This is a genomic window from Chamaesiphon sp. OTE_75_metabat_556, from assembly GCF_031378165.1.
GTDB lineage: Bacteria > Cyanobacteriota > Cyanobacteriia > Cyanobacteriales > Chamaesiphonaceae > Chamaesiphon.
In genome coordinates this window covers 1-23669 of record NZ_JANNDR010000343.1, presented here as the reverse complement: position 1 = coordinate 23669, position 23669 = coordinate 1, and the positions used below count along the sequence as shown (strand labels likewise).

The 23669-nt window shown below is 45.5% G+C and carries 21 protein-coding genes; all 21 read right to left on the bottom strand.

The window, feature by feature from the left end:
• Positions 1-120: 120 nt before the first annotated feature.
• Positions 121-762, bottom strand: a complete 642-nt coding sequence (locus RMO27_RS13870) for a cytosine deaminase (RefSeq protein WP_309733461.1) — start codon at positions 760-762, stop codon at positions 121-123.
• Positions 763-784: 22 nt separating this feature from the next.
• Positions 785-1822, bottom strand: a complete 1038-nt coding sequence (locus tag RMO27_RS13865) for a hypothetical protein (protein ID WP_309733459.1) — start codon at positions 1820-1822, stop codon at positions 785-787.
• A gap of 81 nt (positions 1823-1903) precedes the next feature.
• A complete protein-coding gene (locus RMO27_RS13860; protein WP_309733457.1) occupies positions 1904-3070 on the bottom strand; it encodes a glycosyltransferase in 1167 nt (388 codons plus the stop codon).
• On the bottom strand, positions 3067-4317 hold the full coding sequence (locus RMO27_RS13855; RefSeq protein ID WP_309733455.1) for a glycosyltransferase: 1251 nt from the start codon (positions 4315-4317) through the stop codon (positions 3067-3069). The genes RMO27_RS13860 and RMO27_RS13855 overlap by 4 nt, the downstream gene beginning before the upstream one ends.
• 2 nt (positions 4318-4319) lie before the next feature.
• Positions 4320-5477: a glycosyltransferase gene (locus RMO27_RS13850; protein ID WP_309733453.1), complete on the bottom strand. Its 1158-nt coding sequence runs from the start codon at positions 5475-5477 to the stop codon at positions 4320-4322.
• A gap of 51 nt (positions 5478-5528) precedes the next feature.
• The gene (locus tag RMO27_RS13845) at positions 5529-6680 is read right to left on the bottom strand and encodes a glycosyltransferase family 4 protein (protein ID WP_309733451.1); all 1152 of its coding nucleotides are present in this window, start codon (positions 6678-6680) and stop codon (positions 5529-5531) included.
• A 57-nt stretch (positions 6681-6737) separates the two neighbouring features.
• Complete coding sequence (locus RMO27_RS13840; RefSeq protein ID WP_309733448.1) at positions 6738-7673, bottom strand: hypothetical protein; 936 nt, start codon at positions 7671-7673, stop codon at positions 6738-6740.
• Positions 7674-7878: 205 nt separating this feature from the next.
• On the bottom strand, positions 7879-8820 hold the full coding sequence (locus tag RMO27_RS13835; protein WP_309733446.1) for a hypothetical protein: 942 nt from the start codon (positions 8818-8820) through the stop codon (positions 7879-7881).
• A gap of 45 nt (positions 8821-8865) precedes the next feature.
• Positions 8866-9879, bottom strand: a complete 1014-nt coding sequence (locus RMO27_RS13830; RefSeq protein WP_309733443.1) for a glycosyltransferase family A protein — start codon at positions 9877-9879, stop codon at positions 8866-8868.
• A gap of 194 nt (positions 9880-10073) precedes the next feature.
• Positions 10074-11636 (bottom strand): MBOAT family O-acyltransferase, encoded by a 1563-nt coding sequence (locus RMO27_RS13825; RefSeq protein ID WP_309733441.1) that lies wholly within the window; start codon positions 11634-11636, stop codon positions 10074-10076.
• Positions 11636-12739 carry a hypothetical protein gene (locus RMO27_RS13820; protein WP_309733440.1) on the bottom strand — a complete coding sequence of 368 codons (1104 nt, stop codon included), beginning with the start codon at positions 12737-12739 and terminating at the stop codon, positions 11636-11638. The genes RMO27_RS13825 and RMO27_RS13820 overlap by 1 nt, the downstream gene beginning before the upstream one ends.
• Before the next feature lie 131 nt (positions 12740-12870).
• Entirely contained in the window at positions 12871-13707 is an 837-nt protein-coding gene (locus RMO27_RS13815) for a class I SAM-dependent methyltransferase (RefSeq protein WP_309733438.1), read from the bottom strand.
• A gap of 58 nt (positions 13708-13765) precedes the next feature.
• Positions 13766-14872, bottom strand: a complete 1107-nt coding sequence (locus RMO27_RS13810; RefSeq protein WP_309733436.1) for a glycosyltransferase — start codon at positions 14870-14872, stop codon at positions 13766-13768.
• Positions 14873-15220: 348 nt separating this feature from the next.
• Entirely contained in the window at positions 15221-16549 is a 1329-nt protein-coding gene (locus tag RMO27_RS13805; RefSeq protein WP_309733435.1) for a hypothetical protein, read from the bottom strand.
• A 65-nt stretch (positions 16550-16614) separates the two neighbouring features.
• Positions 16615-17703, bottom strand: a complete 1089-nt coding sequence (locus tag RMO27_RS13800; protein ID WP_309733433.1) for an acyltransferase — start codon at positions 17701-17703, stop codon at positions 16615-16617.
• 54 nt (positions 17704-17757) lie between these two features.
• Positions 17758-18855, bottom strand: coding sequence for an acyltransferase (locus RMO27_RS13795; protein ID WP_309733432.1), 1098 nt, complete (start codon positions 18853-18855; stop codon positions 17758-17760).
• Between the two features lie 37 nt (positions 18856-18892).
• Positions 18893-20131: a glycosyltransferase family 4 protein gene (locus tag RMO27_RS13790; RefSeq protein WP_309733430.1), complete on the bottom strand. Its 1239-nt coding sequence runs from the start codon at positions 20129-20131 to the stop codon at positions 18893-18895.
• A gap of 30 nt (positions 20132-20161) precedes the next feature.
• Positions 20162-21289: an NAD-dependent epimerase/dehydratase family protein gene (locus RMO27_RS13785; protein ID WP_309733428.1), complete on the bottom strand. Its 1128-nt coding sequence runs from the start codon at positions 21287-21289 to the stop codon at positions 20162-20164.
• A 43-nt stretch (positions 21290-21332) separates the two neighbouring features.
• Positions 21333-22169, bottom strand: a complete 837-nt coding sequence (locus RMO27_RS13780; RefSeq protein WP_309733426.1) for a glycosyltransferase — start codon at positions 22167-22169, stop codon at positions 21333-21335.
• Positions 22170-22326: 157 nt separating this feature from the next.
• Entirely contained in the window at positions 22327-23454 is a 1128-nt protein-coding gene (locus RMO27_RS13775; RefSeq protein WP_309733423.1) for an NAD(P)-dependent oxidoreductase, read from the bottom strand.
• 11 nt (positions 23455-23465) lie between these two features.
• On the bottom strand, positions 23466-23669 hold a 204-nt coding region (locus RMO27_RS13770), incomplete at its 5' end, for a GMC oxidoreductase (protein WP_309733421.1).

Genomic DNA, 23669 nt, shown 5'->3' with positions numbered 1-23669 from the left:
AGCAATTTCCATTTACCGATCGAGATGGCAACAAGTAAACCAGCTACCTTAAGATGAGAGTAGGACTGACAGATACATCTGTGTTGGCTGCCGCATTTGGAATTGTTGGCTTCTCAGTACCTAAAGATTGCCGATACGCACATACAAATACGCAAGGAGTTCGGAAATGACAGTCCGAAATCCTTCACTAGAGTGCCACCAGCGGTGATAATCATAGTTTAATGGTTCAGCCGCAATAATGCCTACGGCTATTTGGCGGGGGGCAAGGATGTTCGCAAATAGCAACCAGCTCCGGCGGGCGTGGGTGCTGAGGGTAAATAGATTGAGTGCAGCGATCTCTAGCTCGGAAGTTGCCAGCCAGCGATCGAGCAGCACGGCATTGCTGGCAGTGCGACCTAGGGTCAAACTAGGATCGGCAACGATCGAGATCTGTAGTGGATCGACCCCAATGGCAATTAAAGTTGCCGCCGCAAGTTCGGCAAAATTGTGATATTCCGATAGATACAGTCCTCTAGGAATGGCACTACCGATCGTAATCAGTTGTTGATAACCACCCTGTTTGAATTCAACTGCTGCTGACTGGAGCGCACTGTCGGGTAGCCATCCTTCTACAACTAGCACATCTGCGGCGATCGGCGCGTTTTTAGCAAGGAAGGGATGGATCTGGGTGCAAAGTACCAGACCGCTAATAGCAATGATGACCGACCCAATCGCGACGATCGCGACGATCTCGATCGGGTCGATGTTAATGCAAAAAGTCATAGTCAGCATTAATATTTAGCGATTACCAGTTATCAACTCGCATTTGATTTTTAGGAATGTACCTACCGATGAGTGGGTAGCGATCTCGCCAGGTCAGATATCCCTGCTGTTCGGGGGGCAGTTGCTGGTCAAACTCGACAATTTGCTGGCTGGAGAGGGGGGATCGATCGCAGTAAAACGGGTTTTTAGGACGGTAGCTAAAATAATGAAAGAAGATTGCCGCTCGATCGGTATGGATGGGTGGTTTGCCTCGATGATAGCAGCGAGAAGTATCCGTAAAAATCACCGTACCTGTTTCACCGATGCAAGAAACCAGCCAATTGTCAGATGGATCGTCGAGCAACGTTTGCATCTGAGTATGATTCAATCCCTTGTATTTTGGGAGCGTGGTCAACAGGAAGTTATTCGTAGCTGCATTAACGCACTGATAGGGTCCCCCAAACTCATCGACATTGTTGAGATAGACCGCCACTTTAACCATTCTCCAGTCTTCTTTATCGCGATGCCAAATCCGAGGGCCAGCATCCCTACCATCAGCCACACTGTAGTAGAAGGATAAGCCACCGTAGCCAACCGGTAGGCCCAGATAGGATTCTACAATTTTGAGCAGCCGTGTGGAGAGTCCCCAACCAAGAATTTGGGGGTGTTGTAGCAACTGAGTGGCGGTGGCCATTAAGGTGTGTTTGCCCGCATGACTGGGATCGCGGGATAGTTGAGCTAGTTCTTTACTAATCGGGTCGGCAGCGTCTAAGAGCTTTTGACTATCAGGGATCGCCAACGCTGCCAATGAAGTAATGCAGATCCCTTCCTGTTCGAGTTGCTCGACGATGGCTAGTTCGGCACCTTCTAGTACTGGTAGAGCTGCTTTGTGGCGCAACCGCCACTGTTGATAGCGGGGGAACAGTACCGATTGCTCGAACCAATCGGTACTGTTCAGCCAAAAAGCCAGATCGGATGGGATGCTGAGTATTTTATTGGCGACTCGCCTACCTAAAAAATAGAGCGGTGCTAAATTGTTGAACCGGAGATGGCGGAGTTGATAAAAGGTATTGATGCCCATGATGATACTTACGAGAGTGGTTTGGTAAATCGGTAACAAACGAACGAGGGAGGACAGATCTCGTGCAATGATGAACTCGGACTAACTATGGAGATCGATCGCCGAGTGATAAATTTTGAGTAGTTGCGGATAATTGAGATCGGCTGTGTACTTTGCTTCAAATTCAGCGCGTGCTGTCAAGCGGAGCCGCGCTAGTTCCAGAGGATGTGCCAGCAGCCAATCGATTTTGGCCGCTAAGTCAGCCGGATTGCCAGGGTGAAAGAGTAGCCCACTTTGGGCATTTACCAGTTCGGGAATTGCACCAATATTTGATGCTATCACTGGAGTACCCTTGGCAAATGCTTCAATTGCTACCTGACCGAAAGTCTCGTACCACTCTGAGGGAAATACCAAAAAGGCCGCATTCCCCACGATGTCATAGACTTCAGGTGAGGGCCTGCGACCCAGCCATTCAATTTCGGGCAGTTCTCGTGCAGACTGAGTCACCAGATCGGCCATCGGGCCGTCACCTAAGATCTTGAGTGGAAACGGGCGATCGAGTTGTTTCCATGCCGCCAGGAGAACTCCCAACCCTTTCTCGATCGATAACCTGCCTACATAGACGGCATAGCCGCCGCTACCCTCGCTAGGGGTGGGGACGGGGTGGAGAAAGTTCGGCTTTAAGACTAGTTTATCAGCAGGTAGCCCGCCTTGAATAAACTTGTTCATCGCAAACTGGCTGATGACAATAAACTTATCGACCGCCTGAGTCCAGGTACCCAATAGCGAGTGGAAGCTAGTGGTGGCAGCTACCATCGCGCTAGCACCTCGGCTGCCGCGATAGCAGCTATGTAAGATCCCCGGCCAGGGGAACGCTTGCCCCAAGCAATCTTCACAGGTGCGGCCATCACGAAAGAACAAAGCATTGGGGCACAGCAGCCGATAATTATGTAGTGTTTGAACGACGGCGACCCCCTCGGCTTTGGCGGCATAATAAGCCGCTGGCGAAATTAAAGGAAAGGTATTGTGAAAGTGGGCGACTTGGGGTTGATATTTGCGGATAATCGATCGCAATTCCCGATAGACCGTACTGTTCCATAAGGTGTTTTTGGCCAGCAGCAACGGCGCGGTGTTGGCGATCTCATCATTATCGAGAGTATAACGATAGACTTCATGGCCGTGGACTTCGAGTAGAGCCGTCTCGGCCGCAAAAATTTGTTCTTCGCCGCCCGGTTGTTGGTACTGATTATGAACGGCTAAAATTCTCATCGCACGATCGAACCCGATGGCAGTAGGTTGGCTGTCACCACATCTTCATACAACTGGCAGATCTGCGGGCCGCGACTCTCCCAGTTATAGAATTCTTTAACTCGCCGTTGACCAGCGCGCCCCATTGATAAGCACAGTGAGGGATCGGTGGCTAATTTGACCATTGCGGCGGCGAGACCCCGTGTCGCGCCATCGGGATCGGGGGCATCAACCCGAACCCCTGTCTCCGCTGTGACCTGAATAGCTGGGCCGCCCAAGTTCAGACAAATCACTGGTCGGGCTGCCATCATCGCTTCCAGGCACACCCATCCGCCAGAATCATGCAAACTCGGATGCACGAGCGCGGTACAGCTACCGAGCTGTTGGAGAGCTTCATCCCGGGGTAACCGATTTACAAATTTGACCCGATCGGCGATACCTAACTCGATCGCCAGATCTTCTAGACGTTGACGATCGGGTCCATCTCCCAATACCAAGTACTCGGCATCTAGCAGATCTGCCTGAGCGAACGCGCGCAGACCGAGGTGAAAGCCTTTCCAATGCAACAGCCGACCCATACTAATAAATCTTACTACCGGGGGATCTCTGTCGCATTGGGTCAACCGCACGATCTCTTCTTTGGTCAGACTAGCTTCAGGATATATTTCTACCTGCTGGGCACCCATCTGGCGGATGCGAATCGCTGTATCCTCGGTAGTCGCACGGACGATCGTACTGTGTTGAGCCGTCATCCTGGCGAAAGGATCGCGTTCGCCCACCCACCGAGCGGCAATCCGCAGCACTTCATACACTTTATTGCGCCAACTGAAATCCTGCCAAAATGCAGCGGGTGCGGATTCTCCACCACCCACTGGCCCCCAAATCAACGGAATCGGTAGCAATGTCAGAAAACTGGGTGCGGAGTGCCGGACGAAGGTGACATGATGTGCCACATCAAAGCCAATCTCAGCGTGTAAGCGACGCGCGACAAAAAAGGCTTGTAATTGCCAGAAATAATAGTGGATCAGAAAAGCGATCGAGCCTTTGCGCCACAGGGAGCCAAAGATCGGCAGAGTAAAGTAGACAAAGTGGAGATTGGGATTGGGGTTGCGCTGGAGTTCGGCTTCGATCGCCTCGCGGCCATCATCGGGACGAGTCAAGACCCAAACTTCTTGGTATTTGGCAATTTCCCAGGCGGTATTCCAGCCGACGCCTGGTTCGGTACCTCGGCCTGGTTCGCAGGCATAAGCTGATAACAAAACTTTCATATTTATGCAAAATCCTTGGATTGAGAATGCGACGTTGTTAATATCGATCGACAAAAGTCAAGGTATTGTTTACTAATATTTAAATAATGAAATTCCTGCGATCGGAGTTTTGATTGGTGGCGGAAATGCTCTTTTAATTCAGGTTTCGTCAGCATTTCTACCATCGATTGAGCCAAAGCGTCAGCATTGTTGGTCTTTACCATCATGCCATACTTGCCATATTCGACAATGTCTTTCATCCCACCAGGCGCATCGGTAACGATGACTGCGGCACCACAAGCCATCGCTTCTTGCAACGCAACGGGACTACCTTCCCAAGCAGAAGCCAAGACAAATAAATCGCACTGAGCCATATATCTGTAAGGATTTGGATCGTAACCGGGCATCCAGACTGAGGCTTCGATGTTTAGCTCTCGGCACAGATGTTCTAACTCCGATCTCAATGGCCCCTCTCCCAGAATGATCAATCTGGCTGGCGTTTGTGCGATCGTCTTGGCAAATGCTCTGATTAAATTATCTAGCTGTTTTTGCTTGGCCAATCGGGCTGCGGTGACGATGACGGGGATATCTGAAGTTTGGAACCAAGGATGGGTAATTGGTTCTTGTGATAGCTTCTGTAATCGGGGCGGATTACTGGGATTGAAAATCACCCGCATCGGAATTTTGGCAACAATTTTGAGTTCCTCGACCAGATCGGTAATCACATCACTGGCAACACCAATCAGACCATCACCATGGGGATAGGTATAGCGCATCAGAATTGGTAAGAAGCGGAGATGAAGTTTGTCGCGATGCTCGATGCTCGCTTCCAAACTAATCACATTTTGCTCGCCAATAATCACCTTGGTCTTGGCTCCAGATAAATACTTCGCCCAAATAGCGACAATATTGAAATACCAGGGCATTGGTAAAATAATATCTGGCTGATATTCTTTTAAGTAGCGGACAGTCGCCCAGAGGGAGAAAGATGTACGTTTTACGTTCAGCGTGACGATCGGGAGATCGGGATACTGAGCTAATTCTTCTGGCGTAGCATGTAACAGCACTAAATTGCAATCTACTCCCAACTCCTGAAATCCACGCACGAGTGCCGGGCAGATATTTGTAAATGCTCCACCATTAAGCGAGTGCGTCAGGATGGACAACTTTAATGGACTCATGACTTTTCAAATTTGTGATAGTGATTTAGATATCAAAGACGATCGATCGAGTCAATCAGCCATCACCAGTTCGGTAACTTTGGCCAAACATTGTGCCGCAGCCGCTGGTGTGTAATGAGTCATGATTTGTTTCGATCTCGCTCCCATTTTGGCGATTGCGGCTGGATTGTCAAAGAACTGCTGCATCAGATCGGCAAGTTTGTTGGCATCGTCAGGTACGAAAACATTCCCATTCTCCCCCTGCACAATCAGTTCCGATGTCCCCGCCCCGGTAGAACACAGGATCGGTTTGCCCATCAGCATGGCTTCGAGGGTAACTACCCCCCAAGTGTCTTCCTGTGTCGGAAACACAAACACATCAGCAGCATGAAAATAAGTGCCGATCTGATCGAACGGCACTCTACCAGCCCAGTGTACCAGATCGCTCAAATGGTGTTCCCGACAAAAAGTCTCTAATTCTGGCTGCAAGTCGCCATTACCGACGACCAGAATGGTAAACCGATCGTAGCCTCGGCTGTGGAGGATGGTGGCGGCTTGCAATAACAGCGGTAAACCCTTGCGGCGAATGATGTGTCCCACAAATAAAAAGACCGGCTGTTGCAACTGTGTGAGGTGCTTGGGACTCTCCCCCTCGGCAATACTGGGCAGTGTGCTCTGGTCGGGAATTTCATAAGGTTGGACAAAAACACGATCTGGCTTGGCTCTTAAAACCTCGATCAGGTACTCACCGCCAGCCTGACTGTTGGAAATACCAGCATCAGCCATTCTCACCATCAGCCGCCGCACGAATAATCTGGCTGCTGAATTGCGGTAGTCAACTCCAGGCGAACAGCCTTCATAGGCAATGACTACTCGCCACCACAATAACGGCTTGAGCAGTAATGCGATAATCGTCCAAATCCCAAACGAACTGGAGAAAATCACTTGTGGTCTGAGCTTGAGCAGATGTCCGATAATTTTCGGCGACAAATAGGTAAAGTTATCGCCGTAGCTATTTTCATCTCGCGCGATCTCGATCACCTTGAGCTTACCCACCACTTCAACCTTTAATATTGATTCTAACCCTTTAGCATGTCCGGGAAATAAGCCAGTAAAGACGGTCGTATTCGGAAAGATTTTTGTCAATTCGGCGATCGCTGGCTGCCAGTAAAACCATGCTACGGGTAATAGCCAAGCGATCCGTAGATTTTGAGTATGTTGCATTTGTTTAAGATATACCAATATAATCCTCAATGCTGGCTTGACAAAAACAGACTAATTCTAACTAAATATTCTACGTGACATCCAATCTAGATCTCTTGTGAATTCAGCGATTAAGGCTTCTGGCCACTGGTGTTTTTGAAGTGGAAACATATGTTGACAGGGATGAAAAATGCGATCGCCATTTGGCTTATTTAACTGTCTGAAGATCGGAATCAAAGAAATATTACTATACTTAGGATCTGAGGTATTGTGCAATGAGTAAGGATTGAATTTTAGATTGAATCTATTAATTATTTTCTGGGTAATATCCTGAGTATGATAAGTTGGATCTACATCTTTCCACCAAGCATTAAAAGGATGATGCTCGCAAATAGAAATGCCAAATATTTGTGCGTAAATGGGGATTCTATATTCGACAAACCCCAATTCTGGCCGATCGATCTGGGCATAACGTTCTAAAAAAATCCTGGGCAAGCATGCGACAATAAATATACAAGCAATTGGCTCGTATTGATAGTTATAAACCTTGCTCACATGCTCCAGAAATTCTAAATACTGGTGTCTGAGATCTGGTAGCTTAGGCGTCACCCAATACCACCGATCTTCAATTTCAGCGATCGATCTGAGTCCAGATAGTAAGATCGTATCTGGCTTGAGCATGGCAAATAGTTGCTCGATCGCCCCAAAAACCAACATATCCCACTGTACGACTACTACCGTGTCGAAAGGGAGGTCTTTACCCCGCTCTCGATACCAATGAGTGAGAATTAAATCCCCCTGCCGCCACTTCCAATCAGCATCCTGTTCTTCAGGGAAGGTATAAAAGTCATCCAGGTAGGGATCTAACTTTGATTTGTAGCGATCTGCGGTCGCGGGATTGCCGCCATACACTCCATAAATCGGAGCAGTTGGATTGAATTGACGCAGTAGTTCCAGTCGATTTTGACAAATTTCTGGCTCTTTGTAAAACCAAAATAAGATCGCTAATTTCATTAAGAACTTCCTTTAGTAACAACTTCCAAGTAACTAATTGGACTAAATTGAATGCAAGACATGCGATTGAGAATATTTTCTCGATCGCCGCAGCTGGCGGGCAAGCTTTGCCTTTTAGTTTCGGCAGAATCGAAACTTGTAACATTTGTCGATTCCAAGTATCCAGATTGGTTGTCGCTAATTCTGATTCTAGATTGTCAACTTGCTAATCATGGCCAGAGATCCTGCGCGATATCCAATCTAGATCTCGTATAAATTCAGCGATTAATGCCCCTAACCACTGGCTGTTTTTGAGTGGGAACATGCTTTGATAAGGATGAAAAATTCGATCTCCTTTGGCCATGTTTAGATGTTTGAAGATGGGGATTAAAGAAATATCGCTGTGTTTTGGGTCTAGCGTGTGATGCAACGAGCCAGGATTGAATCGCAGGGTGAATCTATTCATAGCTCGCTGGACGAGATCTTTAGAATGAAAAGTTGGCTCTACATCTATCCACCAGGCATTGAAAGGATGCTGTTCGCAAATCGGAATGCCAAAAATCTGGGCATAAATGGGAATTCTGTATTCGACAAAACCCAGTTCTGGCTGCTCGATCGTGGCGTAACGCTCTAAAAAAATTCTCGGCAAGCAGGCGACAATAAAGATACAGGCCATCGGCTCTTGCTGATAATTATAAACCTTATCAACATGCTCTAGAAATTGAAGATACCTCAGCCTGAGATCTGCCAACTTGGGTGTGACCCAATGCCAATTATTTTCGATTTCCGCGATCGGTCTGAGTCCAGACAGCAAAATTTGGTCTGGTTCGAGCATGGCAAACAGTTGTTCGATCGCGCCAAAAATCAACATATCCCACTGCACCACCACCACTGTGTCGAACGGTAGCTCTCGTCCCCGCTCTCGGTACCAATGGGTGAGGATCAGATCGCCCTGCAACCACTTCCAATAAGTATCCTTCGGCTCGGAAAAAGTATAAAAGTCATCCAAGTATGGTTCTAATTGGGACTTGTAGCGATCTACAGCAGCCAGATCGCCGCCATACACTCCATAAATCGGCGTATTTGGATTGTATTGACGCAGTATTTCCAGTCGATTTTGACAAATTTCCGGCTCTTTATAAAACCAGAATAAGATCGCTAATTTCATGTGATCGAATGTTATAACGCCAGAAGTTTCAAACTGAAAATTATTTTATCTACTAATTTTATCTAATATGCGTTTAACTTGACTACGCATTTCATTTTCAGATTTAATCAAACTAAAGTATGCATCTTGACCGAGTAGTGAGACAGCGTAGTACAAGAGAGATTTAGAGTTTAGGAAGTTAGTCTTAAAAGACCACATGTGGTATTGCCTCCCCACCTCGATCGCTTCTGAATGTGAAATGAGAAAGCCATTACATAGTAGAGTTCTCCCTGTATCAAATAGGGATTCAGCTATATCTCTACTTGAGAGCTTGCTCTGTCGCTGTTCAGATCTAGAGAAGATAGATCTACTGTGATGCTTCTTGATAAAAGAAAGAATCCCCTCTACTACCAATTTATGGTTAAGTGTAAGTCTGTCTCCAGAATTATTGTCAGAATAGAGAGTGAGTACTTCGGGAAGAACCTCAAACTGGCAATGCTCAGAGAGCCTTAACCATAGATCCACATCTTCAATGAAAGATGGCATGTTTGGATCGAATCCCTGAACTTGATCGAGATAATTACGCTTCACCATCACAGTAGATGGTGTGCCAATACAATTACTATAGAGTAGTCGATCGCGCAAGCAGCCTCGATAACTAGGACTTTTTACGCTCTTAACTTGATTGAATTTATCAACGGCAGCTAAACCTGTGTAGATACATCCTATTTCCGAGCCGCACTTCTGAAATAGGTTCAGTTGCTTTTCTAGTTTCTCTGGTAACCATTCATCATCTGAATCTAGAAAGGCTACGTAGGCACCTTTCGAGTTTTCAATTCCAGTATTCCGAGCAACAGCAGCACCCGAATTGCGTTGATGTCGAATATACCGAATGCGTGAGTCGTTAATGCCTGCCACAACTTTTTCAGTATCGTCAGTAGAATGATCGTCTACTACAATGATTTCAAAATTTTGATAGCTTTGGTTTAAGACACTACGGATGGGTTTGCAAATCAAATCTTCTCGGTTATAAGTGGGAATGATCACGCTTACAGTCGGAGACTTTATACTATGAGTCATAATTAGCACCTTCTCTAAAAGATATGGATATTTCCTGACATTATCCTGAGATTTGGTTTGGGGTAGATCTTTATGAATGATTGTTCATGTCTTGTTAGGAATAGACAATTTAAACATTTCAACACTGTAAAATAAGTGAAGTATAATTGTCTATCCGTCAAGTAGCGTAACAACTGGCAATACTTATCACCTTGTTAGAACTGGAAATACAAGAACTCGCTAGCTTGACTACTGAAGCCCAATCCAATCACAAAGATGCCAAATGTCAGCAAAGCATACCCGAAAGTTGGTCGCCAAGCGTACCAAGCTGGGTGTTGCCCCTTCAGGTTATTGTAGATATCGAGGGCAGCAGGCTCTCGAATTGTGAACTGATAAAGATTGGGTAGAAACAGTGCGCAGCCCAGTACGCACAACAGCAGTAGAGATCCTTGGGTGCCACTATAAAGATCCAGCGTTCCAAACTCAATGCCAAAGCTACGGAGCACGCTCAATCGATCGGCAAACACCTCAGGCAGGATCAAGCCACTCCCACCAAACATGCCCAGCAGCACGCGACTAGCACCACTCAAAGTTTCAGCTCGAAATACGACCCAGGAAACCATTACGGCCAGGAAAGTTAGCAGCCGAGCCAGCCAGTAATGATATCCAGACTCGAAGACCAGACCACGCCGTTTGAGGAATTGCTGCCAGCCGAGATCGATACAAAGGTAAATTCCGTGTAGCCCGCCCCAGACTATAAAAGTCCAGTTAGCCCCGTGCCACAGTCCCCCCAGCAACATGGTGAGCCAGAGGTTGGCATAAGTACGGAACTCGCCGTTGCGGCTACCGCCGAGCGGAATATAAAGATAGTCGCGTAAAAATCGACCGAGGCTAATGTGCCAACGTCGCCAAAAATCACCGATGCTGACAGCCTTGTAAGGAGAAAAGAAGTTCATGGGCAGCTTGATATCGAAGATCTTTGATAATCCGATCGCCATATCGCTATAGCCAGAAAAATCAAAATAGAGTTGGAGCGTGTAAGCAATTGCTGCTTGCCATGCCAGTAAAAAACTAATTGATTCTCCTCGCTCGGCAGCCATAAAAATCGGCGTAGCAAAAATAGCAACAGAATCAGCAATCGCTGTTTTTTTGAAAAGTCCAAAGGCAAATATGGTAAAACCAACGGCCAGATTGCGATAGTCAAGCCGATACTTAAATTTTTGAAGTTGGGAAGTTAATTCACCGGGGTTAAGGATTGGACCAGCAATGAGATGGGGAAAGAACGTAACGAACAGCACAAAGCGTGGCAAACTATATGACTTAACTTCTCCTCTGGCAATGCCCACTAAATAGCTGATCTGCTCAAAAGTATAAAAAGAGATGCCCAACGGCAGAACTAGTCCATCGAGTAGTGCCAAGTTGAACCCCAAACTATTAACCGTATCGATGAAGAAGTTAACATACTTGAAATAGCCAAGAAAGCTCAAATTGAGGCTAATGCCTAGGAGTAGCAGTAACTTGACTGCCGCACTCATTTTTTCGCCGTCGGTGAGATTGCTGCGTTGATGTGAGAGGCCTAATCCGATCGCCCAGTTAATCGCAATACTCAGCAATAATAGCAGTAGAAACTGGTAACTCCAGATCGTATAAAAGATTAGTGAAATAAAGGTCAGCCAACCGATGACTAGCGAACGATTCTGGAAGCTACCAATCAACCAGAAACCAATTAAAGCGATCGGCATGAAAATAAAGATAAAATCAATTGAATTGAAGAGCATTAGGCTCGCCCCTGCTTACTTTTTTTTAGATAATTTTCGATCGTATTAATAATGATTTTCGTTCTTTTTTCTCTGCCAATGTCATTAGCATGGTAATTTGCATTAAACATTAAGTTTGGAGGTAAGAGAGAATCTATCAGTGAATCCTGAAACTCAATGCCCCGATCTTCCCAATATTTCTTGATTTTTTGTGCGGATTTTTTGAAAGCTAAATCTTGATAATCGTCTGTATATGTCGATACCGGATAGAGGGGAATTATTTTGGCTCCCTTGTTTGTTGCCAACTGTACAAATCTTTGAATATAACCACCTGGATCGATTGTAGACATCGATCTTGGCATTCTTGGCGTTGCGTCCTTGATGACATCTGGATTCACTGGGGCATCTGCATTCCCCTTATTACAGGTTTCGTCGCCATATTCATTCAAACTATAGCCACTATAACATCCACCCTTCAAATGCTGTTGCTGAAGTCTCTCCAAGATATCCTTTTTACCTAAGTGCCCACGAAAGTAGCTCATGTATTCTTTCTTGCCATTTCCCGAGAATGCATTGCTGAAAACAAAGTTAAGGATCGATGCTGTTGATATTTCTTTGAGGGAATTTCTGTCATAGGAAATCATAAATCGAGCAAGTGAGCTGTCCTTCTTGAAGTCGCCTGAAATATCTGATGAAGAGTAAAATTCGTACTCTAAAGGCAATAAAATAATATCTCCTTTTCTAATCAGCTTTGACGTTCGATTCAGAATGTATGCTCCGCCAAGACCACCATACGATCCTAGATTAATTGTCCTCAATCCAGTTTTTTGGGAGATTGTTTTTGCTGACAAGCTAAATAAGCCGTTGCTGGCGGACACGATCAGAATTCTCTGTGGCTCTATTGGAGAATTCTCTGCCATTTTCTCTTTTTGTGAAAGCATCAAGTCTACCCAATCTTGGGTACTAACCATTCGACCTGTTGACACCAAGATATTTATGTCGAGTAGCGTCTTCAAAAACAGACAAGTCGAGCAGAGGATGAGAAAAATAAATACATAGTTTTGATACTGCCGATCTGGATGTTTTGATTTAGAGCTGCTAGGTTTAGATAAATTAAATTTCATTCTGGCTCTGGATAGTAGAATCGATACCAGTGGAGATTTGTACGTATAAAATACAGCATCCACTCATCTAAATGAGTATCTCACAGCGTTTTAGTTACCTAATTTACCGCTGTGAAAATTTAGCGATCGGGCTATTTGACGCCAACAACCGTCATTCCTCTAAATAGCATCGGCAAACTGGCAATTTTTCGTCGCAGTGGGAAGGGTAAAACCTTGAGAACTGATTCGAGCGCGATAAATAACGGCATGGTAATGCCAGATAGGGGGATGTGGATATGAGTGGTTTTGTAGCTTTTATACAGACTCACTTTGGAAAATCCCGCCGATCGGAATAGTTGATATAGCTCGCTGAGCAGATATTCTTTCAAATGAAATCCTGTCGCGACCTCATCAAAATGCTGTGAGACATCGTGTGGACCCGACAGTTTATTGGGTGTAATACAGATATAAGTACCACCTGGTACCAGCGCGTGACAAATCGCTTGGAGCTGTTCGATCGCATCGTCGGGATGCAAATGTTCCATTAATTGATGGCTGTAAGCTACGTCAACCGAGTTATCGGGGAGCGGGACGGAACAACCATCGGAAATAATCAGTTCAAAGTTATCTGGCATCGCCAAATTTTTAGTAATCTCATTAGAGACATCTAATGCATAAACTTTTTTAACGTGTTTAGTAATCTCTAGTGAGAGCGTGCAATCTCCAGGCCCAATTTCCAAGAAGATGAGATCGGGATTGAGGAAGCCCTCAATCAACTGCATCCGCTGCGCGACGATCCAGGCAGCAGCAGAGGGATCGGCTTTCACACTTAACTGAGGGTGAAAAGAAATCTTCATAAACAACTCATCGTATAAAGCTGTATATAAGTGTTGACGCTCTTGTTTCGTTGAATTTAACAAGCGGCTGGCTAAACTTTTTTCCAGCTCATAATGTTCTTTAATCTGGTCGGCATTTATATTACTAGTCATTGATGATTCCTCTATAAAATAATTCGATCGACAACACCTAAATCCAGCTTGCGAACCTTCACGCCACACCTAAAATCTGGAGATACTTTTGGGTGGCAGTTTCCACATCAAACTGAGCCAGCCAGCTTGAGTCGATCGCTTTGACTCGACCTGCTAAAACCTCTAAAATTGCACCCGCCAAGGCGTCGCTATCGCCGACTGGAGTTAAGTAGCCATATTCCCCATCAGCTAAGATCTCCGAGGGACCACTCTCACAATCAGTAGACACAACGGGGATGCCTAATGCCATTGCTTCGATCAATACTGTCGGTAAACCCTCCCAAGCAGAGGACAGGACGAATACTGCTGATCGAGCCATGTAGGCATAAGGATTCTGGACGTATCCCGGCAAATCCACATCATCTTGCAGTCCCATCGTCTGAATCAGAGCTTCTAGTTCTGGACGATCGGGTCCCCAGCCCAAGATGACCAAGCGGGCGGGCTGCACTTGCCGGACTTTCGCAAAAGCCCGGATCAGGTTGGGAAAGTCTTTTTGCTGTTCCAATTTGCCAACACCCAAAATCACTGGCACATCTGTCGAGCTAAACCACGGATGCTCGACTGGCTCTTTCGCCTTCGCTAGCATTTGGGCATTAATTACTGGGTTGTAAATCGTCTCAATGCTGGTTAATGGCAGAGCGGCCACGCTCGCAAGATCTTTGGCGACCCCTTCCGAAACAGCGACAATGCCATCCGCCCCAGGATACAAAAACCGAGCAAAGATCGGAGCCAATCGCCCTTTCAGGGTGGTTGAATTCCGAGCAGTTTTAGAGAGCTGGTTATGTTCGGCAACTATCAGCCGGAATGGCACCCCAGCGATCCCTTTGGCTAGCAGCGCAATCTCATTCAGGTAGTGATCGGCGGCTAGCATCGCACTGGGTCGCTCTTGCCGGATGTACCGCACCAGTCCTGGTAAACTTAGGTATAAGTTGGGAGTCTTGAGATCGATAATCCGCGTTTGGGCGGGCATTTGCCCGAGATGGGGACTATCGGCTCGATTGAGGATTAAGTCAATTTCTACACCCAATTTCACAAAGCTATGTGCCAGACGAGCAGTAATCCGTTCGATGCCACCACCGCCGAAAGAACCGAGAAAAAAAGCTACGCGAGTATGGGGTTCAGGCATTTAAAGCACCTCTAAAATTGTGATTTTCATGGGGATTATTAAAGGAATAAAGATGAGTTAATACTTAGCTATTCTTTTAAGAAGATTAAGTTCGATCTCTTGACAGATCAGCAATTAGATGGAAGCATTCTAAATTAGATTGAGTATTGAATAAAATGTTGTCTAAATTTAAATTTTTGCTCTTAGCGATCGTATCCTTGAGTATTTGTTACCCTGCCCTCGCGGAAGGTGGGGAGAACGCTAGCAACCAACAATCACCAGTACAAGTAATTGTGGCCATTGTGTTCTCGGCCATTGTTTTAAGAGTCCTGAACATTTTTAAACTGCCATAAGTTAGACAACTCAACATCAAGTAACAACTGCCATCTGTTTTTGAGCGATAATCTGCCGAGATTGCCAATCTAATCCAATCAGGCTAGCCACAATTAGGGTATAACCAGGCTCTTCCAACTGGGAAAAGATCGTACCGAAGACAAATACCGTCAGCATCAGGTACTTGGCAGTGTCTGTCAGGCAAACTTTACGCCAGACTAACACCGCAATGTAAAAATAACTTCCCAATCCCAATAGTCCCAAATCGCCCCAGATCCCTGCCCAGCCAAATAATGGGGAAAACATACTGGATTGATCGCCCAGCCAACTGTTGGCTACTGCCATCCAGATCTCTTTACTAGCAGGATGGACGGTTGCCCCCAATGGGGCAAATAAATCCCAGTAGGTAGTCAACATCCATCCGCCCAACCGCCCTATCGTGTGACCGGGACCTAGACCCAACCACCAATTGAGGGGAGAGTGAAAATACTGGGGCACAATCCGAAAAGTCGCTAATTTCAACCGGTTTGCTTCCCCATCTGGGCCATAGAGTTCCGGTCTGATCCAAGTTTTATAGGCAGAGAGGAATTCAAAGTTATAGATAGCCCAATAGAAAACCCCCAAAACCAGCAACCCAGCAAACAGATATAATACTGCCTTTGTGAGATTTTTGAAGGTGAGAAAATATAGCATTACGTAGCCGACAATGAATGATACCAATACCTGTTTGGTATCTGAAATAATTATCTGATTGAGACAAACTAGCAAGATCGCAATCCGAAACCAAAGTGGCTTATTTTTTGCATTTACAAAGTAGTAAATAGCAAAAGTCATGGCCACGGAGCCACTAATCACATGTCCGGCTCCCTGTCCGATATAAATGCCCTTGATATTATCTTCTTGGCCATAGAGATTTTCCATATGAAAGATATATTTTTGGACATAGGCAAACAGAGTGTTGCTCAGAGCTGCTCGTAAGATCCAATCGCGGAAGTATTGATAGCTATCTGCTGTCATAGGGATACTGACGATCGTCAGTATCAAAATAAATGGTTCTGTTAATAGTAAGTAGTCCAACACTATATTGATGATTCCAGCTTGATTGATCAAGGCACTGGCAAAAACAACAATTAACAGCAGAAATAAGCTCACTAACAGACTTTTGGAAAGAGCTAGTTGTTTGCGATTTTTACTGCGAGAGTTAATCAATACCGAAGCACAAGCGAACGGAATTGCGAAGAAGTGTAGAAAGTTAATGACAGAAGGTATCTTGAGTGCAGCGATCACCCTAGGGAAAATAGCGGTTCCAAACCCAAACAGCATTAATTTTAAATTTGTGACATAACCTTTAGATTTAGATGTCAATTTCAATACTCCGATCGTTCACAAATTCACTGTAAAGAAAAAACTAATGTAAATTTAACTAGTTGTTAAAATAGAATGCTAGACAATCTTTTGGTTCTGGTTAGCAATAATGTGATTGCCCAACTGATTCCCATAATAACGATCGCCATCATCAGCAAAAAAGGCGTACTGGTGCTATTGATATAATCTGGGTCGATGCGCTTCATCATGGATTGAAAAAACTCCAAAACAAAAATGTGGCTTAAATAGATCCCAAAAGAACAAGCTCCTAAACTTTGGATTAGGTAATTGTCCTTTAAAATATTCGATAAAGAGATTGCAGTCCATAAAGCTAAATAACCACGACTGACTTCATATAAAGATTGGGGGAGGAAGTGAGGTCCGAATCCATTTAAAATTATAAAAATAAATAACCATAACCAAGGCCACCAATTTGGACGCCTATTTACAAAATTTAGTTGAAAGTTCTTGAAGGCCGGATGATTTAAGATCGTACTTACCAGGATGTAGGGTAGACACCGGATCACACAAGCTAATGAAACTGCAATCCATCGTAAGAGCGGGTTGATATTTTCCATTGGGACAACGGCTGCAATTAAAGGTTGAAAAGCTTGGTGGATAACAATGTCATGGCTATTACCTGAGACTATCAGTATTTCATAAGTTATAAAACTTACTAGACATAAAAGTACTAATCCAGCTAAAGAGATCTTTTTAGCGATTGTCCACTCGGAAAACTTAATTAGTATGGTGCCAATCGCCAGTAGTGGCAGAAAATATAGATGAAATGCTGCTCCACCAAAACAAATTAGAGCAAGGGGATCGTGAAATAGTGCAACTAATTTACCAGAATCTCCAGTCATACTATATTTTACGATCTTGTAGAATACATATAAAGCACTCCAGCAACTGTAGGGAATTAGTAACCGAGTTAGTCTCGAACGGAGCGGATATGGCTTGAGTGATGAATATAATTTATCGATCGCTAGATAGAAAGAAGCTGCCAAAAAGAAAGGTACTGTAAATTTTGCAAAACTAGTAACTTGTGCCCAACCAAGGGGGGGTACGACAATACTCCCATCAACATGAAGGACTACTACTGCAAAGATTGCTAACCCGCGAAACATATCGATGCCAATTAATTTTTTTTTCATTCTAACTCGATTTTTATTTGAATTATCGTAGATAGGTTGGTGACACTTAATAATTCAACTTCGAGGTGCAAATAAGTATCTTAATGAGTTTGCAGGTTTCTCGACAAAATGCCAACTGAGGATGCTAAAAGGCAGTGTCAGTAAAAATGTAGAAATAAAGTAATATCCAAATCCAAACTGCTGAACGCCTATCAAACTGACAATTTGCTGGATGGGAAAATGGTAGAGATAAATGCCGTAAGAAAAATCTCCAGCCTTTTCAATTTTCTTTAAATATTCTGGCAATAGCTGTGTCAGTGCTAGTAACAAGTAACCCAGGAAAAACGGCATGATCCAATCATATATGGGTAGGATAATACAAAGAATAAAAATTAAGATGGTTATGAGAAGTCCTCGTTGACTAATTAATATTTTACTCCTATTGAGGTACAGTATTACCCCTGAAAGTAAATACAATCCTAGATCGATTCTTCTCAAATCGCTGAGACTCGATAATGCATTAGGATTGTAGATTGCAACCAATGATAAAACATAAAGGCATGTAAAAGGGACGAGTAAGAAGCGAAAATTTTTCAATAATCCGAGTAACCCACAGATGGCAATTACCAAGTATCCTTGAAACTCTGGCCAAATCGTCCAATGGCTGCCAGCAACATAATGGGGAAAAGGATTTTTGTCTAACAAATTTAAAATACCTGTTTGTCGAATAGCGAGTAAACTATTTTTCAATACATAGCTCCAAGGTCCATTCCGATCGGTACTAAAGTAAGTTTGGAGATCGACATTACTTAGTACTGCCATAATTGGTCCAAATAAGAAACCAATAACCAAGATCGAGCATAAGTAACCTGGGAAAATTCGTAACGATCGATTGATAAAGTAGAGCTTTAACGGCTGGCGTTCAAAACTGGCAGTAACAAGTAATCCAGATAACAACATGAAAGACTTGACTGCCACCTCCCCACTACCTTCTTGACCTCGGGTAATCACGTAAAAAAATTTATCTTCTCCAAAGCCGCCTAAGCTGTAGCTATGGGCTATCAAGACTAGTATGCTTAACAACAAGCGCACAAATGTTAGTCCGTTGTTTCGATCGGCAAGTAGTTCCCCAACAGTGATTGCTGGGAACTTTGGTAAAAGATGATGGCTCATGAGGACAATGCATAAATAAGATAGATCGACGATTTAGCTAAACCTGACTTAATATTTCTTTATATAAGGATAAATAACGACGAGCTTGAACTTCGCTAGCAAACTCTTGGAGTCCCTTGGCACGGGCACGATCCTGGAGTTTTTGATATCGGGCTGGATCTTCTAGCACCCAGACAATTCCGTTCGCTAAATCCTCAATTTCAAACGGGGTAGCCAGATAGCCATTTTGCTGGCTATCGACAACATCTTTTAAGCCAGTAGCATTGAAAGCGACGACTGGAGTGCCGCAGCAGAGCGACTCAGAAGCCATTTGCCCGAATGCTTCTTGAATTGAGGGTACGACTGTGACATCGGCGGCGGAATAGATAGTTGCGAGGGCAAGATCGTCATGCATGAAACCCAAATAGTGAATCGGGAACCCCAATTCAATCGGCTCTTGCGGTCGAGTAGAACCCACCACCACCAGCTCCAACCGATCTTGCCACCCACTGCTAGCTAGTTGCTGGAGAGCCGCTCTCAACAAATCGAATCCTTTGCGGGGATCTGATGCCGGATTGGCCGAACCAAATAGCACGAGTTGCTTATCTTGGGGCAGATTGAGTAACTCGCGGGCAAACCGTTTATCGATCGGTTTATATTTGTCAGTATCTAGTCCCAGCGGAATCGTTTCGATCCGCAGATGTTTAAATAGTGAGCTAGCGCGGGCACAATCGGCCATCCATGCAGAAGTTGCGACGATCGTCAGATTGAGATTTGCCCAAGCTTTAACTTTTCGCTGCCACACCCACCGGGAGAGATCTTGTGACTTCCCACTGAGTAGTTGCGGACAATCTCCACAAGTATCCTGATACTGCTGGCACTCTTTGCTATAGGAGCATCCGCCGGTAAACGGCCACAGATCGTGCAGCGTCCAGATCAAGGGCTTGTTAAATTTGGGGAGAGTTTCAATTTGGAGATAGCCATTGCAGACCCAGTGGAGATTGATGATGTCTGGATCGATCTCCTTGGCTCTACTGGCGAGTACATCTGGCAACCATTGCGGCGAGAACATTGCCGAATTTTGGTTGGGGTAAAGTCGCAACGGCAGGCTAGAACTGGGCGGACCTAATTTAGTCAAGAGTGACTTTTCGGCAATGACCGTACTGTCATGACTGAATTTAGCCCGTACTAGCATTTGCGAGGTGCAGCCGATCGCATCCAATCCCTGATGCAGTCGATAGGCTGCTCTGGCACCGCCATTGTCGATATCAGAAGTACTCAGGTGTAAAACTTTCATTTATTTCCCAAATTGGTTCCTGAAGAATGGTTAAGCATGTTTAGTTAGCAACAAACCTTTTCGCTCCATTTCGGCTAATGAGGCTTGCAAGGCACTGGACGGGAGCGGTGCTCGCTCCAAATACCACTCCAGATACTGTGCTAGTCCATCTTGGAGCGAAGTGGGTTGCCAGTTCCCAAAGCTGGCTTCATAGGCACTCAGATCGGCAACGGCATGGCGGATATCGCCCACTCGGAAGCGACCGGAAATCCTAAAGTCCGCTGTTTTGCCCAACAGGTGGGCGATCGTTTCGACGATTTCGATCAAAGTTACTGCTTGGCCGCTGCCGATATCGATCGTGGCATTAATCGGCTGAGGAGCAATGGCACATTTGACTACCGCATCAGCGACATCCCCCACAAACACAAAATCTCGCGTCACCAAACCATCTTCAAATAGTTCGAGCGCATTGCCCTGGGAAATGGCATTGGTAAAGATGCCGACGATGCCGGTATAGGGATTGCCCAACTCTTGCTTAGGTCCATAGACATTTTGAAACCGCAGCACTGCCACATCGATGTTTTGGCTGTCACAAAAGTTGTGGATTAATTGTTCCTGCCACAATTTGGTCAATCCATAGACAGAGGTAGGTTTGGTTAAGTGATGTGCGTTCATCGGCAGTGGCGTGAGCTTGTGGCCATCTTCACCATAGATGTCCCACATCCCTTGCTGCAAATTACTCAGCGATCGCCCTTTGGGGTAATAAATCTGCTGGCCATCGGTATAAGCCCCATCGCCATAGACCGCCCGACTAGAAGCGAGAATGATTCGACGCGGTTTGTGTTGGAGCTTGGCCATCAGTTCGAGCAGTTTAGCGGTGCCGTTGGCATTCTGTTGGACGTATTTACTCAGCTCGTACATCGACTGCCCCGTACCAGTTTGAGCCGCCAAATGCAGCACCACATCCGTGCCTTCGATCGCCGCAATGTGGTCTTCAATATTTTGAACATCAGCTTGGATACACTTGGCTCTAGCTCTCAGTTCTGGTGCAAAATCTGGCGAGGTCTGATGAACTTGCCCGTCGAGCGAGTCTAGAACCACAATCTCCCACTCGATCGGACATTTCTCGACCAACCACTTCCCAATGAAGCCAGCACCACCAGTGATTAAAATTTTCATAGTATATTCATTACATTAACAGTTTAGATCGCGCGCGGCGGTATTAATAATTTTTAAATTTTAAGCGACCGATTTTAAATTCATCAAGTTGTTTGTGTTTAAATCTCAGGAAAACTTTTCTCAGGAAATAGTAAGGAAAGAAAATTGAAATCTTAGCTTGTTCTAGCCAAAATGGCATCGCTCCTTCCCGATCGACTGCTGCTTCAGTTTCAATGCCATATTCCTTCAAGATATTACCAGTGGGAATCCGAAAACCTCGGCGGTACACATTCATATAATTTGAACCATGTACCACTTCGATCCAAGCTGGCTTACAAATGATTTTGGCAGCAGATTTACAGACTTGATAAATTTCTTTGTGCGGCCTGCACAGACAGGTATTAAAGGATTGGGGATCGTATTTTTCAACCAAGCTAATGAAATGGTTGGCCATCTCAAAATCAAAGTACAGTTTGCCATCACTTAGCTGATAGCCAAAAATAAAGTTCAGTGTTTCAGCTTCCTGTCGATCGAAATTATCCTGAATCATATCGACATAATCTTGATGAATCGCATCATCATTATCCAGCCAAGTCGTAATTAAGTATTCGCAATCGGGTGCGATAACTTGCCGCACTAACTCCCTAGCCGCTGGCGGAAATTGACCGTAAGGCAGAGGAAAATCTACATACAACGGGACAAGGTTTTCCCAACTAGTAGCGTATTGGGCAATTTTTTGTTTGAATGCGTCGGGAGTGTCGGCATCAAAAAATACCAGCCATTTAAAGTTTTGATTTGACTGATTGCGAACGGATGGAAAACAATAGCGATCGAATAATCTAAATCTATTTTCCAGCCAGACGGGATCGCAGCCCGGTCGTAAGTCTGGGAAACTGCGCACATTAAACTTAGTAAGAAAAAAATGATTGAACTGACCCACTCTCTACCTCTACTTAACAAGTTTGCTGGAAATTAATTATGGCGGGATCGGTAGCCATTGACTCGACAGTTGTTTGCGCTGTCTCGGTGCTACTGTTAGCCTGCGTCTTTAGCTAAATTTAGCTAAGCTGCCGATCTTCGTCGGTCGGATCTGCTACTTTTGACTCCAGCAGCGGTTGAAACCGATCAATTTGAGCCAGCCACTCGATCGAGCGATCGCAGCCTTGTTCAAAAGAAACGATCGGTTGATACCCCAATATTTGCTCGGCTTTAGTCCAGGGGAGTTGATACTCGGCTTGCTGCAAGATCGACATCATTTCAGTGATTACTGGTGGGGCTGCGGACGGAACAGTTGGTGTTGGTACGCTGGCTCGACTACTGGCCGCCGATTTCAATTGCTGTTTGAGTTGGTCTGGAACCATCGAGATCGCTTTTTGAACTAGTTCTGAATTACGGAATGAATAGATCGCCCGTTCCGGCCAGGGATGGCTAAAGGTGGGGACGGTAACTGCCGGTAATCCGGCCAAATCGACCCCCAACACTTGGGCAAACGGCCGATAAAAATCACCCCAAGTCACCCGCTCGCGATCGCCGACAAAGAACGTCTCTCCATCCGCTGCTGGAGTTGTCAAAGCCAGTCGGATCCCGTGAATGAGATTGTCGATATAGACCGTATTACAAATCCCCTGACCGCCATCGATTAAGTATGCCCGATCGTCAATGAGGCCATCCGCTAGCTCTTTCACCCACCGCGATCGCGGCCCAAACACGATCCCCGGCCTAAAGATCGTCACTCCCACCTCCCCTTGAGAGCGCAGTTGCCAGAGTTTCTGCTCGGCATCAATTTTGGCTTGATGAGCGGGGAATGGTTGATTGACGATCGGGGGTGTGGCTTCCGTCGTACCCACTGCCGGAGCGCAAGTATGGACGATCGCCGAGCTGAGGTAAATCAGCAGCCGCACGCCAGCTCGCTGTGCCGCCTGGTAAGCGGGGGCGATGCTGCCGCGAATCAGCCCCGGACTACCCAAGACCGAGTGAATAACCACATCGCAATCTTGAAACGCGGCCTCTAAAGACGCCCGATCGAAACAATTGGCAACCCGACAGTCTAAATCTAGATCTGACAAGCCTTCTAGACGACCCAGCGATCGCCCAATCGGGCGCACATCATGGCCGTCAGCATGCAACATTTCTACTGCTCTGGTGCCGATAAATCCGCTTGCTCCTAACACTCCAATTAGCATCATGATTTGATTGATTACTGCATCTGTGTTTTGATGTGGTCTGCCAGCCTAATCGCTAAGGCCACGATCGTCAGGGTGGGGTTCGCATACCCTGATGTGGGGAAGACAGAACTACCCGCGATGAATAAATTGGCGATCCCATGCACCTGACAATTAGCATCAACTACTCCCTGCTGGGGATCTACATGCATTCGGGTCGCACCGATATGATGGTGCAT

Bases quoted from the DNA above. Each gene is read 5' to 3' on its own strand.
- RMO27_RS13870 (WP_309733461.1), bottom strand. From the start codon at position 762: ATGACTTTTTGCATTAACATCGACCCGATCGAGATCGTCGCGATCGTC.
- RMO27_RS13865 (WP_309733459.1), bottom strand. From the start codon at position 1,822: ATGGGCATCAATACCTTTTATCAACTCCGCCATCTCCGGTTCAACAAT.
- RMO27_RS13860 (WP_309733457.1), bottom strand. From the start codon at position 3,070: ATGAGAATTTTAGCCGTTCATAATCAGTACCAACAACCGGGCGGCGAA.
- RMO27_RS13855 (WP_309733455.1), bottom strand. From the start codon at position 4,317: ATGAAAGTTTTGTTATCAGCTTATGCCTGCGAACCAGGCCGAGGTACC.
- RMO27_RS13850 (WP_309733453.1), bottom strand. From the start codon at position 5,477: ATGAGTCCATTAAAGTTGTCCATCCTGACGCACTCGCTTAATGGTGGA.
- RMO27_RS13845 (WP_309733451.1), bottom strand. From the start codon at position 6,680: ATGCAACATACTCAAAATCTACGGATCGCTTGGCTATTACCCGTAGCA.
- RMO27_RS13840 (WP_309733448.1), bottom strand. From the start codon at position 7,673: ATGAAATTAGCGATCTTATTTTGGTTTTACAAAGAGCCAGAAATTTGT.
- RMO27_RS13835 (WP_309733446.1), bottom strand. From the start codon at position 8,820: ATGAAATTAGCGATCTTATTCTGGTTTTATAAAGAGCCGGAAATTTGT.
- RMO27_RS13830 (WP_309733443.1), bottom strand. From the start codon at position 9,879: ATGACTCATAGTATAAAGTCTCCGACTGTAAGCGTGATCATTCCCACT.
- RMO27_RS13825 (WP_309733441.1), bottom strand. From the start codon at position 11,636: ATGCTCTTCAATTCAATTGATTTTATCTTTATTTTCATGCCGATCGCT.
- RMO27_RS13820 (WP_309733440.1), bottom strand. From the start codon at position 12,739: ATGAAATTTAATTTATCTAAACCTAGCAGCTCTAAATCAAAACATCCA.
- RMO27_RS13815 (WP_309733438.1), bottom strand. From the start codon at position 13,707: ATGACTAGTAATATAAATGCCGACCAGATTAAAGAACATTATGAGCTG.
- RMO27_RS13810 (WP_309733436.1), bottom strand. From the start codon at position 14,872: ATGCCTGAACCCCATACTCGCGTAGCTTTTTTTCTCGGTTCTTTCGGC.
- RMO27_RS13800 (WP_309733433.1), bottom strand. From the start codon at position 17,703: ATGAAAAAAAAATTAATTGGCATCGATATGTTTCGCGGGTTAGCAATC.
- RMO27_RS13795 (WP_309733432.1), bottom strand. From the start codon at position 18,855: ATGAGCCATCATCTTTTACCAAAGTTCCCAGCAATCACTGTTGGGGAA.
- RMO27_RS13790 (WP_309733430.1), bottom strand. From the start codon at position 20,131: ATGAAAGTTTTACACCTGAGTACTTCTGATATCGACAATGGCGGTGCC.
- RMO27_RS13785 (WP_309733428.1), bottom strand. From the start codon at position 21,289: ATGAAAATTTTAATCACTGGTGGTGCTGGCTTCATTGGGAAGTGGTTG.
- RMO27_RS13775 (WP_309733423.1), bottom strand. From the start codon at position 23,454: ATGATGCTAATTGGAGTGTTAGGAGCAAGCGGATTTATCGGCACCAGA.